The organism is Streptomyces sp. NBC_01016 (assembly GCF_026341035.1).
GTDB lineage: Bacteria > Actinomycetota > Actinomycetes > Streptomycetales > Streptomycetaceae > Streptomyces.
On sequence record NZ_JAPEOQ010000001.1, the window covers coordinates 4,637,325 to 4,652,397 of the forward strand.

At 69.1% G+C, this 15,073-nt stretch carries 12 protein-coding genes; all 12 read left to right on the forward strand.

What is annotated here, in order from left to right; all coding sequences use genetic code 11:
- The first annotated feature begins 42 nt into the window (after positions 1 to 42).
- The 12 genes from OG746_RS20805 to OG746_RS20860 all read left to right on the forward strand — a co-directional run bounded on the left by OG746_RS20805 (position 43) and on the right by OG746_RS20860 (position 14,988).
- The gene (locus tag OG746_RS20805; protein ID WP_266716634.1) at positions 43 to 3,057 is read left to right on the forward strand and encodes an AMP-binding protein; all 3,015 of its coding nucleotides are present in this window, start codon (positions 43 to 45) and stop codon (positions 3,055 to 3,057) included.
- A 120-nt stretch (positions 3,058 to 3,177) separates the two neighbouring features.
- Complete coding sequence (gene madL, locus OG746_RS20810) at positions 3,178 to 3,606, forward strand: malonate transporter subunit MadL (RefSeq protein ID WP_266716636.1); 429 nt, start codon at positions 3,178 to 3,180, stop codon at positions 3,604 to 3,606.
- Between the two features lies 1 nt (position 3,607).
- A complete protein-coding gene (madM, locus tag OG746_RS20815; protein ID WP_266716638.1) occupies positions 3,608 to 4,372 on the forward strand; it encodes a malonate transporter subunit MadM in 765 nt (254 codons plus the stop codon).
- A 125-nt stretch (positions 4,373 to 4,497) separates the two neighbouring features.
- Complete coding sequence (locus OG746_RS20820; protein ID WP_266716640.1) at positions 4,498 to 5,772, forward strand: SGNH/GDSL hydrolase family protein; 1,275 nt, start codon at positions 4,498 to 4,500, stop codon at positions 5,770 to 5,772.
- A gap of 94 nt (positions 5,773 to 5,866) precedes the next feature.
- Complete coding sequence (locus tag OG746_RS20825) at positions 5,867 to 6,439, forward strand: TetR/AcrR family transcriptional regulator (RefSeq protein ID WP_266716642.1); 573 nt, start codon at positions 5,867 to 5,869, stop codon at positions 6,437 to 6,439.
- Positions 6,440 to 6,506: 67 nt separating this feature from the next.
- Positions 6,507 to 7,697, forward strand: a complete 1,191-nt coding sequence (locus OG746_RS20830) for a GDSL-type esterase/lipase family protein (protein ID WP_266716644.1) — start codon at positions 6,507 to 6,509, stop codon at positions 7,695 to 7,697.
- A gap of 54 nt (positions 7,698 to 7,751) precedes the next feature.
- On the forward strand, positions 7,752 to 9,197 hold the full coding sequence (locus tag OG746_RS20835; protein WP_266716646.1) for a glyceraldehyde-3-phosphate dehydrogenase: 1,446 nt from the start codon (positions 7,752 to 7,754) through the stop codon (positions 9,195 to 9,197).
- Between the two features lie 400 nt (positions 9,198 to 9,597).
- Complete coding sequence (locus OG746_RS20840; protein ID WP_266719106.1) at positions 9,598 to 10,521, forward strand: TauD/TfdA dioxygenase family protein; 924 nt, start codon at positions 9,598 to 9,600, stop codon at positions 10,519 to 10,521.
- 128 nt (positions 10,522 to 10,649) lie between these two features.
- A complete protein-coding gene (locus tag OG746_RS20845) occupies positions 10,650 to 11,834 on the forward strand; it encodes a sensor histidine kinase (RefSeq protein WP_266716648.1) in 1,185 nt (394 codons plus the stop codon).
- Positions 11,831 to 12,481 (forward strand): response regulator, encoded by a 651-nt coding sequence (locus OG746_RS20850; protein ID WP_266716650.1) that lies wholly within the window; start codon positions 11,831 to 11,833, stop codon positions 12,479 to 12,481. The genes OG746_RS20845 and OG746_RS20850 overlap by 4 nt, the downstream gene beginning before the upstream one ends.
- A gap of 168 nt (positions 12,482 to 12,649) precedes the next feature.
- On the forward strand, positions 12,650 to 14,287 hold the full coding sequence (locus OG746_RS20855) for a recombinase family protein (protein WP_266716652.1): 1,638 nt from the start codon (positions 12,650 to 12,652) through the stop codon (positions 14,285 to 14,287).
- Complete coding sequence (locus tag OG746_RS20860; protein ID WP_266716654.1) at positions 14,284 to 14,988, forward strand: RNA polymerase sigma factor; 705 nt, start codon at positions 14,284 to 14,286, stop codon at positions 14,986 to 14,988. The genes OG746_RS20855 and OG746_RS20860 overlap by 4 nt, the downstream gene beginning before the upstream one ends.
- Positions 14,989 to 15,073: the final 85 nt, after the last annotated feature.

A 15,073-nucleotide genomic window follows, 5' to 3' on the forward strand; every position in this document is an offset into this window, starting at 1 on the left:
CTGTGATCTACCGTGCGGTTGTTATATACATCATGCCCCACGATGCATATCGAGCGTCGTGGCGAGACGTGGGCGGGAGCGCAGATGGAACGGCGTGAGGAACACCGCGACGGACACCACGACGAACACCACGACGACCGCCACGACGGCTGGCTGCTCACCGACCTGTACCGAGCCCTCGGAAAGCTCGGCGCGCGAGCGGACGGCGACGCCGACCGGTCCACCGCCGACGCCCCGCTCGACCAGCTGCTCGCGGCCTGCGAAGTCCTGATGAGCGACGTCGGCGAGGCCTCCACGCGCGCCGTCGCGGCCCGCGCCCTCGCCGCCTACGAGGCGCTCGACGACGCCGGCCGGCTCGCCTTCTTCGCCCACATCACCAAGACCTACGACGCCGACGCCGACCAGGTCCGCACCGCCTACCGCCGCTGGGAAGAGGCCCGCGCCACCGGCTCCCAGGGAGAGGCGGAGCTCGTCCGCCTCTTCGACGTCGTCGAGCCGGCCCGCCAGCAGCTCCTGCGCCGCATGAACCACGCGCCCGACGCCACCCTCGCCCTGGTCCACATGCGCGCCGACCTGCGCCGCCTGCTGCCCGCCCACCCCGAACTGCGGCCCCTCGACCACGACTTCCACCACTTGCTCACCTCCTGGTTCAACCGCGGTTTCCTGCGCATGGAGGAGGTCACCGTGGACTCGCCGCCCGAGCTGCACCGGCATCTGCTGCGCGGCGAGCGGGTGCACCCGATGGCGTCCGAGGCCGAACTGCGACGCCGCATCGAGCCCGAGGACCGCCGCGTCTACGCCTTCTTCCATCCGGCCATCGGCGACGTACCCCTGATCTTCGTGGAGGTCGCCCTCGTCCGCGGGCTGCCCGACAGCATCGCCCCGCTGCTCGAACCCGGCCCCGCGCTCGGCCCCGCGCACGCGGACACGGCGGCGCTCTACTCCATCAACAACGCGCTCGACGGCCTCGCCGGAGTCTCCTTCGGCAGCTTCCTCATCAAGCAGGTCATCGAGCAGGTCGGCGAACAACTCCCGCACCTCACGCAGTTCGCGACCTTGTCACCCATCCCCGGCTTCCGGGCGTGGCTGGAGGCGCGGGCCGGGCACGAGCCCGAACTCGCCTCCCTCGCAGCCGAGTTGAGCAACCCGGATGTCATCGACGACGCCGAGCGCATCCGCCCCCGCCTCCTCCCGGCCCTCGCCCGCTACGTCGTCGCCGAACGCCGCCCCGACGGCCGCCCCCTCGACCCTGTCGCCCGCTTCCACCTCGGCAACGGCGCCGCCGCCTGGCAGCTCGACTGGCCCGCCAACTCCTCGCCCGAGGCGTGGCGCCAGTCCTACGGCGCGATGATCAACTACCGCTACGAACCGGACCAGTTGGAGCGCCGCCACGAGGACTTCGTGCGCCGCGGCGCCGTCGCGGTCGGCGGCCCCCTCGAAGAAGACTTCCCGCAGCACGAGGCCCCGTACGACCGGGCCTCGGGGGAAAAGAAGAAAGGAACCACCCCGATGAGCACGCAGACGAGCCCCTCGACGGCGACCGCCCCCTTCCGCACCATCCACCGGTCCTTCGTCGAGCAGACGGAACTCCGGCCGGACAAGGCGCTCTTCGAGCTGCCCGACGGGCGGTCCGTGACCTACCGCGAGACCGCGGACACCGTGCGGCGCATCGCGGCGCGCCTCGTCGCCGACGGCGTGACCCCCGGCGACCGCGTCGCCATGCAGGTCGACAAGTCGGTCGAGGCCATCGCCCTCTACCTGGCGACGTTGCAGATCGGCGGCGTGTTCCTGCCGCTCAACACCGCCTACACCGGCGCCGAGATCGACTATTTCATCGGCGACGCCAAGCCCCGCGTCCTCGTCTGCCCGCCGCAGCGCCGCGCCGACCACGCCCACCGCGAGGGCCCGGACCTCGTCGTCGAGACCCTCGGCACCGCGGGCGACGGCAGCCTCCTCGAAGGCGACGCCCACCACGACGACGTGCACGAGGCGGCGGCGGGCGACCCGGCGGCCATCCTCTACACCTCCGGCACCACGGGCCGCTCCAAGGGCGCGATCCTCACGCACGAGAACCTCGCCTCCAACTGCGAGGCGCTGCTCGGCAGTTGGCAGTTCACGTCCGAGGACCGGCTGATCCACGCCCTGCCGATCTTCCACGTCCACGGTCTCTTCGTCGCCGCCAACATGGTGCTCACCTCGGGTGCCTCCATGTTCTTCCTGCCGAAGTTCGACGCCGACGCGATCGCGGAGCTGCTGCCGCGCGCCACCGTGCTCATGGGAGTGCCCACCTTCTACACGCGCCTGCTCAAGCACGAGAAGGTCACCCCGGAGACCTGCGCCTCCATGCGCCTGTTCGTCTCCGGCTCGGCGCCGCTGCTCGCCAGCGACCACGAGGCGTTCGAGGCCCGCACGGGACACGCCATCCTGGAGCGCTACGGCATGACCGAGACCGGCATGAACACCACCAACCCGTACGAGGGCGGGCCCCGCAAGCCCGGCACCGTCGGCAAGGCGCTGCCCGGCACCGAGATCCGCGTGGTGGACGCCGAGACCGGAAAGCCGCTGCCCGACGGCGAGGTCGGCAGCGTCGAGGTCCGCGGCCCCAACGTCTTCGCCGGCTACTGGCAGATGCCCGAGAAGACCGCCGCAGAGTTCCGCGAGGACGGCTTCTTCATCACCGGCGACCTCGGCCTCATCGACGAGGACGGCTACCTCTGCATCTCCGGGCGCGGCAAGGACCTGATCATCTCCGGCGGCTTCAACGTCTACCCGAAGGAGATCGAGACGCTCCTCGACGCCCACCCCACGGTCCTCGAATCCGCCGTGATCGGCGTCCCGCACCCGGACTTCGGCGAGACGGTCGTCGCCGTCGTCGTCGCGGCGCCGGGCCAGGAGCCGCAGGAGCGGGACCTCATCGACTCCATCGCACCCGACCTCGCCCGCTTCAAGCACCCGCGCGCGGTACGCGTCGTGGAGTCGCTGCCCCGCAACGTCATGGGCAAGGTCCAGAAGGCCGAACTCCGCAAGAAGTACGTGGACTTGTTCGCGAAGGTCTGACCTCTACCCGTGCCTCGACCCGAACCACTACCCGGTACCTCTACCTGTCCTTACGTTCCCCATCTCCACCCCCCACGTTCTCGCTTACTTACTTCCCGGTCTCTCAATGTGGAGAAGACGATGGTCCTCTATGGAGTGGCAGCGCTGGCGGTGTGCATGCTCACGGGCACGCTCGTCGGTGAATACCTGGGCGAGGCGCTCGGCGTCGACGCCAATGTCGGCGGCGTCGGCTTCGCCATGATCATGCTCGTGTTCGCGACCCACTGGCTGCGTCAGAAGGGCAAGTTCCCCGAGGCGAGCGAACAGGGCGTGCTCTTCTGGAGCGCGATGTACATCCCGATCGTCATCGCGATGGCGTCGACCCAGAACGTGTACAAGGCCGTCACCGGCGGCCCGATGGCCCTGCTGGCCGGGTTCGTCGCGCTCGTCGCAGGGTTCGCCCTGGTGCCGGTGATCGCGCGGATCGGCGGAAAAGGGGAACCCCTGCCGCCCCTGAGTGACGCGGGCGCGGAAGCGGCGGAGCCCGCCACCGAGAAGCAGGGGGCCTGACGTGGATACGTTCGTCTCCGTCTGCAAGGACAACGGGCTCATAGTCGCCTTCGCCCTCGTCGGCACGCTGATGCTGGTCTCGGCATGGCTGTCCAAGAAGCTGACCCGAGGGCGGCTGCAGGGCTCCGCCATTGCCATCGTGCTCGGCCTCGCGCTCGCCTACTGGGGCGGCTCGGCGACCGGGGGAGAGGCGGGGATCGCCGACATCACCGCGCTCTCCGGGATGAGCCTGATGGGCGGGGCCATGCTCCGCGACTTCGCGATCGTCTCCACCGCGTACGGCGTCGACCTGAAGGAGATCAAGGGGGCGGGGCCCGCCGGCGCCCTGTCGATCCTGCTCGGCGTCGTCGTCTCCTTCGTCGCCGGGGCGCTCGTCGCGGCGCTGTTCGGCTACCGGGACGCGGCCTCGCTCGCAACCATCGGCGCGGGCGCGGCCACGTACATCGTGGGCCCCGTCACGGGCACCGCGGTGGGCGCGAGTTCGGACGTGATCGCGCTGTCGGTCGCCGCGGGGCTGGTCAAGTCCGTGGTGGTGATGGTGGGTACGCCGCTGGTCGCGCGCCTGATCGGCCTGAACAACGCCAAGTCGGCGATGGCCTTCGGCGGCCTGCTCGGCACCACGTCCGGCGTGGCCGGCGGCCTCGCGGCCACCGACAAGCGGCTCGTCCCGTACGGGGCGATGACCGCCACCTTCTACACGGGCGTCGGCTGCCTCCTCGGCCCCTCGCTTTTCTACGTGTCGTTGAGGGCGCTCGTCGGCGGCTGACAGGAAAGACGGATGGGGCCTGCGCCGGGTTGCCGGGCCCCTTCCGCGTTCGTAGCACAGCACCACTTTCGCGTTCGTAGCACCGCACCATCCAGACTCCCGTTCACCGGAAGAAGGTTGTGCACATGCCTCGACTTCGTACGCTCACGACCGTCGCAGCGGCCGTCCTCGCCATCGCGGGCGGCGGCCTCGCCGCTGCCCCGCACCCTGCCGAGGCCAGACCCGGACAGGCCGGTGGCAACGCCTGGTTCACCTCATGGGCCCAGTCCCAGCAGGACGCGGGGACGGATCGGCTGCGCGACCAGTCCGTCCGCACCGTCACGCATCTCAGCCAGGGCGGGGACGGCGTCCGCGTCCGCATCCAGAACACCTTCGGCGCGGCGCCCCTGGAGATCGGCGGCGCCTCCGTCGGCCTGAGCGGCGACGGGGCGTCCATCAAGGGCGACACTCACCCCGTCCGCTTCGACGGAAAGACCCACGTCACCGTTCCCGCGGGCGGCGAGGTGTGGAGCGACCCCGCCGACCTCGACACGGCCGCCCAGGACGACGTGGCTGTCTCCGTAGCGCTCAAGGGCGCGGCCACCCCCGGCCAGCACCGCACCGCGCTGCGCACCAACTACCTCACGCCGGAGGGCACCGGCGACCGCACCGCCGACACCAGCGGCGCCGCGTACACCAAGACCGTCGACGCCACCTACCTGGTGAGCGCGGTCGATGTGCACAACCCCCGCCTCAAGGGCAGCGCGGTCGCCTACGGCAGCTCGGTCGTCGACGGCGTCGGCAGCACCAACTGCGGCCCCGGCTGCACCGAGACCGGCACCAACCGCCGCTGGACCGACGACCTCGCGCGCCGCGTGCACGCCGAACTCCCGCGCACCGACCAGGTCGCGATCGCCAACGCGGGCATCAGCGGCACGACGAGCGCGGCCGACTGCCCCGGCGCCCCGTCGAACGTGAAGGGCCTCGACGCCGCGAGCCGCCTCAAGAGGGACGTCCTCGCCCTGCACGGCGTCACCTCGGTCCTGTTCTACTACGGCACCAACGACCTCGCCTTCGGCTGCGACGGTGACCAGATCCTGGCCAGCTACAAGAAGGTCTTCAAGGAACTGCGCGACGCCGGAATCAGGATCTACGTCACGCCCATCACACCCCGCCCCGGCTACACGGACCAGAACAACCTGGACCGCCACACGGTCAACCTCTTTACGAAGAAGGCGAGTTCGTGCTCCGGGACCTGTGACGGCGTCATGGACTTCGACGAGGTCCTGAAGGACCCGCTGCACCCGAACAGCATCAAGCCCGCGTACGACAACGGGGACGGCGTCCACGCGAACATCGCCGGGCAGCAGGCGATCGCCGAATCGATCTCGCTGCGGATGCTGACGGCAGGGACCCGGTAAACGAAATCCGACGTGGATTTGCCTAAAGGTATTAGGCAAGTGCAGAATCGTTTTCGGTAACAGTGATGGGGGCTGAGGGAGAGGGCGTACGGTCATGGCGCGTGCCGGATTGACCGCGGAGCGGCTGGCCCGGGCCGGTGCCGAACTGGCCGACGAGGTCGGCTTCGAGCATGTGACCGTCTCGGCCCTCGCCCGGCAGTTCGACGTCAAGGTCGCGAGCCTGTACTCGCACGTGAAGAACTCGCACGACCTGAAGACGCGGATCGCCCTGATCGCCCTGCAGGAGCTGGCCGACCTTGCCGCCGACGCTCTCGCGGGGCGGTCCGGCAAGGACGCGCTCACCGCTCTCGCCAACGTCTACCGCGACTACGCCCGCTCGCACCCGGGCCGCTACGCCTCCGCCCAGTACCGGCTCGATCCGGAGGCGGCTGCGGCGAGCGCGGGCGTGCGGCACGCGCAGATGACGCGGGCCGTGCTGCGCGGCTACGACCTCACCGAACCCGACCAGACCCACGCCGTCCGGCTCCTGGGCAGCGTCTTCCACGGCTACGTCAGCCTCGAACTGGCCGGCGGATTCAGCCACAGCGCACCCGACTCGGGCGAGAGCTGGGCGCGCAGCCTGGACGCGCTCGACGCGCTGCTTCGCAACTGGCCCGCGCAGGCGTGAACCGGCGCCCGCCGCGCGACCTGCCCGGCGAGTCATCCACATCCTTGATCAACAGATTGACGCCACCATGAGCACCCCGAATCCCGTCCATGAGTTGACTGAGTTGACGACTACACCGCTGACGGACGACCTCGTCCACGGTGCGATCGACATTGAGCGCACCGCTCGCGGCCTCCTCCCGCACCGCCTCCCCGCCTGGGCCCGCGCCCAGAACACGGACGGCCAGCTGGCCATGGCCGAGTCGCAGCCCTCCGGCGTCCGCCTCGCCTTCCGCACCCGCGCCACCGTCGTCGAACTCGACACGGTGCCGACCAAGCGCGTCTACGTAGGCGTGCCGCCGCGCCCCGACGGCCTCTACGACCTGCTCGTGGACGGTCGGCTCGCCGGGCAGGGGAGTGTGGCAGGCGGCGACACCCTGACCATCGACATGGGCGCGGGCACTTTCGAGCACACGCCCGGGGAGCCGGGCACGCTCCGGTTCGCCGGTCTGCCCGACGCCCTCAAGACCGTCGAGATCTGGCTGCCGCACAACGAGACCACCGAGCTCGTCGCCCTGCGCACGGACGCACCCGTGGAGCCCACCGCGCCCCTCGGGAGCTCCGGCCGCAAGGTGTGGCTGCACCACGGCAGCTCCATCAGTCACGGCTCCGACGCCGCGAGCCCGACCGCGACCTGGCCCGCGCTCGCCGCCTCCCTCGGCGGCGTCGACCTCGTCAACCTGGGCTTCGGCGGCGGCGCCCTGCTCGACCCGTTCACCGCGCGCACCCTGCGGGACACCCCGGCCGACATGATCAGCGTCAAGATGGGGATCAACCTCGTCAATGCCGACCTGATGCGGATGCGGGCCTTCACCCCCGCCGTGCACGGCTTCCTCGACACCGTCCGTGAGGGGCACCCGACCACCCCGCTCCTCGTCGTCTCGCCGATCCTGTGCCCGATCCACGAGGAGACGCCCGGCCCGCTCATGCCCGACTTCAGCTCCGTCGCCGAGGGGCAGATGCGCTTCAAGGCCACCGGCGACCCGGCGGAGGTGGCCCAGGGCAGGCTCACCCTCGAAACCATCCGCGCCGAACTCGCCCGCATCGTCGCCCAGCGCGCCGCCGACGACCCGCACCTGCACTACCTCGACGGCCGCGAACTGTACGGCGAGGCCGACCACGAGGAACTCCCGCTGCCGGACGCCGTCCACCCCGATGCGGCCGCCCACCGCCGCATCGGCGAACGCTTCGCCGAGCTGGGGCTCGGCCCCCTGAAATGACAGCCGAGCGGGCGGGTTAGCATATGAGCGCCGCCTAGCTCGAAAGAGACGCACGTGACTGTCAACGACGACTCGTTCACCAACTGGAAGCACCGTGAGGAGACCGCGGAGGCAATGATCCCGATCATCGGGAAGCTGCACCGCGAGCGGGACGTGAACGTCCTGCTGCACAGCCGCTCCTTGGTGAACAAGTCGGTGGTCAGCCTGCTGAAGGCCCACCGATTCGCCCGCCAGATCGCCGGCGAGGAGCTCTCGGTCACCGAGACGATGCCCTTCCTGAGGGCCCTCGCCGACCTCGACCTGGGGCCCTCCCAGATCGACCTCGGCATCCTCGCGATGACGTACAAGACCGACGACCGGGGCTTGAGCGTCGAGGAGTTCACCGCCGAGGCCGTCGCCGGCGCGACCGGCGCCCTGAAGCTGGAGCGCGGTGAGGGCCGCGACGTCGTCCTCTACGGCTTCGGCCGCATCGGCCGCCTCGTCGCCCGCCTGCTCATCGAGAAGGCGGGATCCGGCAACGGTCTGCGCCTGCGCGCCATCGTCGTGCGCGGCGGCGGTGAGCAGGACCTCGTGAAGCGGGCCTCGCTGCTGCGTCGCGACTCGATCCACGGCCAGTTCCAGGGCACGATCACCGTTGACGAGGCGAACAGCACGATCAACGCCAACGGCAACGCGATCAAGGTGATCTACGCCAACGACCCGTCCGAGGTCGACTACACGGCGTACGGCATCAAGGACGCCATCCTGATCGACAACACCGGCAAGTGGCGCGACCGCGAGGGCCTCTCCGCGCACCTGCGGCCCGGCATCGACAAGGTCGTGCTCACCGCGCCCGGCAAGGGTGACGTGCCGAACATCGTGCACGGCGTCAACCACGACACGATCAAGCCGGACGAGCAGATCCTGTCCTGCGCCTCCTGCACCACGAACGCGATCGTGCCGCCGCTCAAGGCGATGGCCGACGAGTACGGGGTGGAGCGCGGTCACGTGGAGACCGTTCACTCGTTCACGAATGACCAGAACCTGCTGGACAACTACCACAAGGCCGACCGTCGCGGCCGGTCCGCGCCGCTCAACATGGTCATCACGGAGACCGGCGCCGCCTCCGCCGTCGCGAAGGCCCTGCCGGACCTCAAGGCGCCGATCACCGGCTCCTCGATCCGCGTCCCCGTCCCGGACGTCTCGATCGCGATCCTCAGCCTGCGGCTCGGCCGCGAGACCAGCCGCGAAGAGGTCCTCGACCACCTGCGCGACGTCTCGCTGAACTCGCCGCTGCGCCGCCAGATCGACTTCACGGACTCGCCCGACGCGGTCTCCAGCGACTTCCTCGGGTCCCGGCACGCCTCGATCGTCGACGCGGGCGCGACCAAGGTCGACGGCGATAACGCGATCCTCTACCTCTGGTACGACAACGAGTTCGGCTACTCGTGCCAGGTGATCCGCGTCGTCCAGCACGTCTCCGGCGTCGAGTACCCGACGTTCCCGGCGCCCACCGCCTGACGCCCGGTACCTCTGCCGAGGCCGGTCCCGCTCTCCGCGGGGCCGGCCTCGCGGCACTTGACGGAATGATCAACTGGGGCGCAGGATGGGGCACATGTTCATGCATCGCGCCCACGCTCTCGGAACGGCCCCCGTGCCGGACCGATGTGGTTGCGCGCGCAGCGGCTTGTAGCGGGCTTGTAGACCCCTCGCCGAACTTTCCCGTACGTCTAGTTGTACGTCGTGCAGTACGCGTTGCTGTACGCCTTGTAGAAGCCACCGCCCCGTAGGGCGTCGGCCGCGCACGTACTACGTACCGCACGCACCACGTACCGCATACCGCACGTACGGATCACTCTCGCGTTCAGCGCGTTCCCTCGTCACTGCGTGCCTGTGGAGGCCCCCCTTGTCCGTGACCGAAATGCCCCCTTCTCTCTCGCTGCGCCCCGCCCACATCCCCGCCGACGGCCTCTACGAGGGGCGCCGCGTTCTGCGCCGCACCCCTGACGGCTGGCAGGATCGCCCCTACGAGCTGTTCGACCTCACCCCGCAGGGCGCCACCATCGGCGCCGAGATCAGCGGCCTCGACCTGAGCCTGCCGCTCTCCCCTGAGCTGCGCGAGGAGCTGAACCGGGCCCTGCTCGAATGGAAGGTGCTGTTCTTCCGCGGCCAGCACCTGACCAGCGAGCGCCAGCGCGAATTCGCCGGTAACTGGGGCGAGTTGGAGACCAATCCGCTCCTGGAGCGTGGTGACAGCGAGGACGTCGTCCGCTTCGACAAGGGTGCCGGCGGCGTCCCGAGCTACGAGAACGTGTGGCACACCGACGTCACCTTCCGCGAACGCCCCGCCCTGGGCGCCGTGTTGCAGCTGCGCGAGGTCCCGCCGTTCGGCGGCGACACCATGTGGGCCGACATGGCGGCCGCGTACGACAACCTCTCCGACGAGGTGAAGGCGCGCATCGAGGGCGCCGAGGCCGAGCACGACTTCCTGCCCGGCTTCCGCCGCTTCTACGGTCCCGAACGCCTCGCCCAGTGGCAGAAGTTGTTCCCGCCGGTCACCCACCCGGTCGTGCGCCGCCACCCCGAGACCGGGCGCCGCATGCTCTTCGTGAACACCTCCTTCACCACCCGGATCCTCGGCATGGAGCGTGCCGAGAGCGACCGGCTGCTGCGACTGCTGTACCAGCAGGCCCACGTGCCGGAGTTCCAGGTGCGGTTCCACTGGCAGCCGGGCGACATCGCGTTCTGGGACAACCGCGCCACCCAGCACTACGCGGTGGCCGACTACGGCGACGCCCGCCGGGTCGCCGAACGCGTCGCCATCGCGGGGGACCGCCCCTTCTAGGAAACCGGTGCGGGCGGCCCGAAATCCCTCTCACCGGCGAGGTGTTGAGCGGGCCGCCCCTCGATACTGGCCCCGCAGAGCACCCCGCGAAGACTCTGCACAGGGACCAGGCCACGAGGAGCCGCACCATGCGTCTGCCGCGCCGCACCAGCCCGTACGTCGTCGACGGGGCGCTGGCCGCCCTCGTCCTGTTCGCCGTGTCCCTGCAGTTCCTCTTCCCCGACGAGGACGGCGACCCGCTGTCCTGGCAGGGCTTCCTGCTGGGCGCGGGCACGGCGGTGCCGCTGATCTGGCGGCGGCGCGCACCGCTCCTGTGCGCGGTCGTCGTGACCGTCGCCACCCCGGCCATGGCGCTGTACCACGCGCCGCCGCCCGACGTCGTGTACGGCGGACTCGTCCTGCTCTACACGCTCGCCGCGTACGCGGAACCGGTGCCGCGCCGCGTCATGCTCGTCGGCTGGCTGATCGGGGCGTCGGCGACGATGTCCATGAAGGAGCACGCCGAGCCCTTCGAGTACGCCTTCCACCTGCTCAGCCTCCTGAGCGCCTACGGGTTCGGGGTGCTGGCCCGCACTCAGCGCGCGTACACCACCGCCCTTGAGGAGCGCGCCCGTGCCGTGGAGCGGGAGCGCGAGGTCGACCGGGCCCGCGCGGTGACCAGCGAACGCGCCCGGATCGCCCGGGACATGCACGACGTGGTCGGCCACGCCGTCAGCCTGATGGTCGTGCAGGCCGAGGCGGGCCCCGTCGTGGTGTGCAGCGACCCGGCGCGTGCGGAGGCGGCGTTCGACGCGATCGCGGGCGCCGGGCGTGAGGCCATGCAGCAACTCCGCCTGATCCTGGGCGTGTTGACCGGCCACGGCAACAGTGCGCGCGGCGTCGGTGACCCCGCCGTCGCGCCCACCCCCGGCGTCGCCCGCCTCCCCGGCCTGATCCGCCAGGTGTCCGCGACCACCGAAGTCGCCGTCACTCTGCGCAGCACGGGCCACCCACGCCCCCTCGCCCCCGAAACGGAGACCGCCGCGTACCGGATCGTCCAGGAGGCCCTGACCAACACCGTCAAGCACGCGTACGCTGCCCGGGCGGACGTACAACTCGACTGGGGGGACGCGGAGTTGGCGATCACCGTGACGGACGACGGAACCGGACCCGACACACCGGGAGCCGGTGGCGGGCGCGGACTCGTCGGCATCGAGGAGCGCGCCGCGGCCTGCGGAGGCAGCGCGCACAGCGGCCCGGGCCCGCACGGCGGATTCCGGGTCACCGCCCGACTGCCCGCCGCGCGCCGCCCCGCGGCCGAACACGCGCCATGAGCATCCGCGTCGTGGTCGCCGACGACCAGGAGCTGGTGCGCAGCGGCTTCACCATGATCCTCGACGCGCAGCCCGACATCGAGGTGGTCGCCGAAGCGGCCGACGGCGCGGAGGCCGTCACCGCCGTGCGCCGCCACGCCCCGGACGTCCTCCTGCTCGACATCCGCATGCCGCACATGGACGGCATCGAAGCGGCCCGCCGCGTCTGCGAACAGTCCAGCTGCCGCGTCGTCATGCTGACCACGTTCGACCTCGACGAGTACGTCTACGAGGCGCTGTACGCGGGCGCGTCCGGTTTCCTGCTGAAGGACGTACGCCGCGACGACCTCGTGCACGCGGTCCGGGTCGTCGCGGCGGGCGACTCCCTGCTCGCCCCGTCCGTGACCCGCCGCCTCGTCGCCGACGTCGCACGCCGCAGGCCCAAGTCCCGTGAGACGCCCACCCTTTCGGCCCTGACCGCCCGCGAGCTGGAGACCCTGCGCCACCTCGCCCGCGGCCTCACCAACGCGGAGATCGCCGCGACCCTCCACGTCAGCGAGCACACGGTCAAGACCCACGTCAGCAACGTCCTGAGCAAGCTGCACCTGCGCGACCGGGTGCAGGCGGTCATCTGCGCGTACGAGTCGGGGCTCGTGGAGCCTGGTTAGCCGGGCGAGCACGCTCAGTCGATCAATGTCCGCTTCGGGCGCACCACGCAGAACTCGTTGCCCTCCGGGTCTCCAGACGCACCGGTCTAGGAGTTCTGGAGTGGTGCCACCGTGGCTACATCGTCCCTGGTCAGCGAGGGTCAGCGTTCGACTCACTTGCACGGGTCCGTGAAGACCGATCAGACCCGTGCACTATCTGCCATCCGCCTGTCAGTCGAGACTGACGAGACCACCAGCCCCAGCCGTCAGCGTGCTGCCAATGAGAACGCCGCAGCATCCATTGGCGCAGAGATCATCGGGGAAGCCGTAGACCTGGGTGTCAGCGCAAGCAAGACCACACCTTTTGAGCGCCCTGAGTTGGGTTCCTGGCTTACGCGTCCGGAAGAATTCGACGCCGTGCTGTTCTGGCGATTTGATCGTGCTGTTCGCAGCATGGCCGACATGAATGCCCTAGTTACTTGGGCGCGGAAACACCGTAAGGTCATTGTCTTTGCTGAAGGGCCGGGTGGCCGTCTGGTTCTAGACTTCCGCAACGGCGTAGACCTGATAACTCAACTGATCCTCCAAATCTTCGCCTTTGCCGCTGAGTTCGAAGCTCAGTCCATCCGTGAGCGCGTGCTAGGTGCTCAGGCGGCCATGCGGGGCATGGAACTTCGCTGGCGTGGTTCCCGTCCGCCTTACGGCTACGCTCCCGTTCCGCTGGAAGGCGGCGGCTGGACTCTGACGCCCGCCACGGAAGCCATTGAGGGATGCGGACCAGCGCCAGTAGCCGTCATTGAGCGCATCATTCAGGGATTGATGGGGGATCCGTCGGAAGGCGTGACCGGGAAGACTGTCACCGCCATTGCCGAAGAGTTGAACGCTGGCGGAATTCCTTCCCCGCGCGACTGGTGGTCATTGGTCAAGGGTCGGAAAACTGGCGGAAAGACCGGGGGAGCCAAGGGGCAGCGCGTATCGCGTGAGCGATTCAAGTGGACACCGCCCGTCATTTCGAAGTTGCTTCGTTCTCCGGCCTTGTTGGGCTGGAAGGTACACGACGGAAATCCGGTCCGTGACAGCGAGGGAAAGCCGGTGATGGCGACGGCTGAACCCCTCCTCACACGTGCCGAGTATGACCGTGTGGGCGCTTTGCTGGACTCCCGGCGCATCAACAACCGGGAACGCAAAGACACAAACGCACTACTTCTCGCAGTTATCCACTGTGCTTCGTGCGGCGGACGTATGTACCTGAATGCCCAGGACGGTAAGACGCCTACCTATAAGTGCAATAGCAGTGCCCGTGGAGACTCCTGCGAAGCGCCGGTAAACGTTCGTGGTGATTGGGCAGATGAATACGTGAGTCGGGATTTCCTGCGCATGGCAGGCGCGCTGGAAGTAACACTCAGTCGCGTCATTCCTGGGTACGATCCGCAACCCGAGATTGACGCCACCCTCGCTGAGTACGAAGCGCACCGCGCGGAACGGGGACAGCAGAAGTCGAAAGCAGCGCAAGCATCCTGGCAGAAGCACATGGATGCTCTAGACGCACGACTTGCTGAGCTTGAAACCCTCGAAAAGGTGGAGCCTCGTACGGAGGAGATCAGCACCGGAAAGACCTACGCGGACTTGTGGGAAGAGGCTGACACGGCCAAGAAGCGGCGCATGCTGCTCAAAGCCGGGGCTCACCTGACCGTGAAGCGTGGCACACGCGGGGGGTGGCGAAAGCTTGATGAAGGCCGGATGATATTCGACGTGAGTACGCACTTCTTTGTTGAGGCGGCAAACGAACTCACAGCCATGGCAGCCGAGTTGGCGGTAGCGGTATGAGGGTTGATGAAACGCAGCTCACTGCGGCGCTCGACGGCAACAGCGAAGCAATCACGGTGATACTCCGGGAACTTGACCGGCTCATCAGGGCGCGTGCTCGACGCATCAACCGGCAGCATGCAGAAGACCTTGCCCAGGAAGGGCGTGAGGCTCTGTGGCAATGCCTGTCGCGCTTTGATGGTGTGACTCCGGAACACTTCGTGAACTACGCAGCGAAGACCGTTACCGGCGCCATGATGGACGCGCATTGCGCCATGCATTACCTGGGACTCAGCTTGGACGAAGCGAAGCTCTGGCGCTCCGCCTACAAGCACGCGAAGGGCGATGCCGACGAAGCTGAACGGCTGCTGAGTTCCGGTGAGTTGGCATGGCGGATGAGCCCAGCAACTGCGAAGGTCGTGAGGGCCGCCGTGAGCCCCGTTGGGGAGATGCCCGAGGAACTGGCCACCCCCGAACCGGCGGAGCCCTCAGAGGGCGACGCGGGGCGTTCTAGCGGCCGCGTGGCATGGATGCTGCTCACGCTCGGGGAGCAACAGCGGAGCGTGCTGGAAATGACGTACGGTATCGGCAAGTACGGCTGCATGACCGACAGCGAGATAGCGGTAGCCCTGGGGGTCCCGAAGGGGCATGTGGCATCCGCCCGCAGCAAGGCACTCAAGCGGCTGCGCGACAGGAGCTCGCGATCCTTCCTGCTCCACTGAGGCTCACCGGCCCCGCCAGGCAGCGATGCCGGGCGGGGCTTTCTCATGCCGCCAGCGTTCGAGGCCCCCGGGGCGGGCAGCGGAA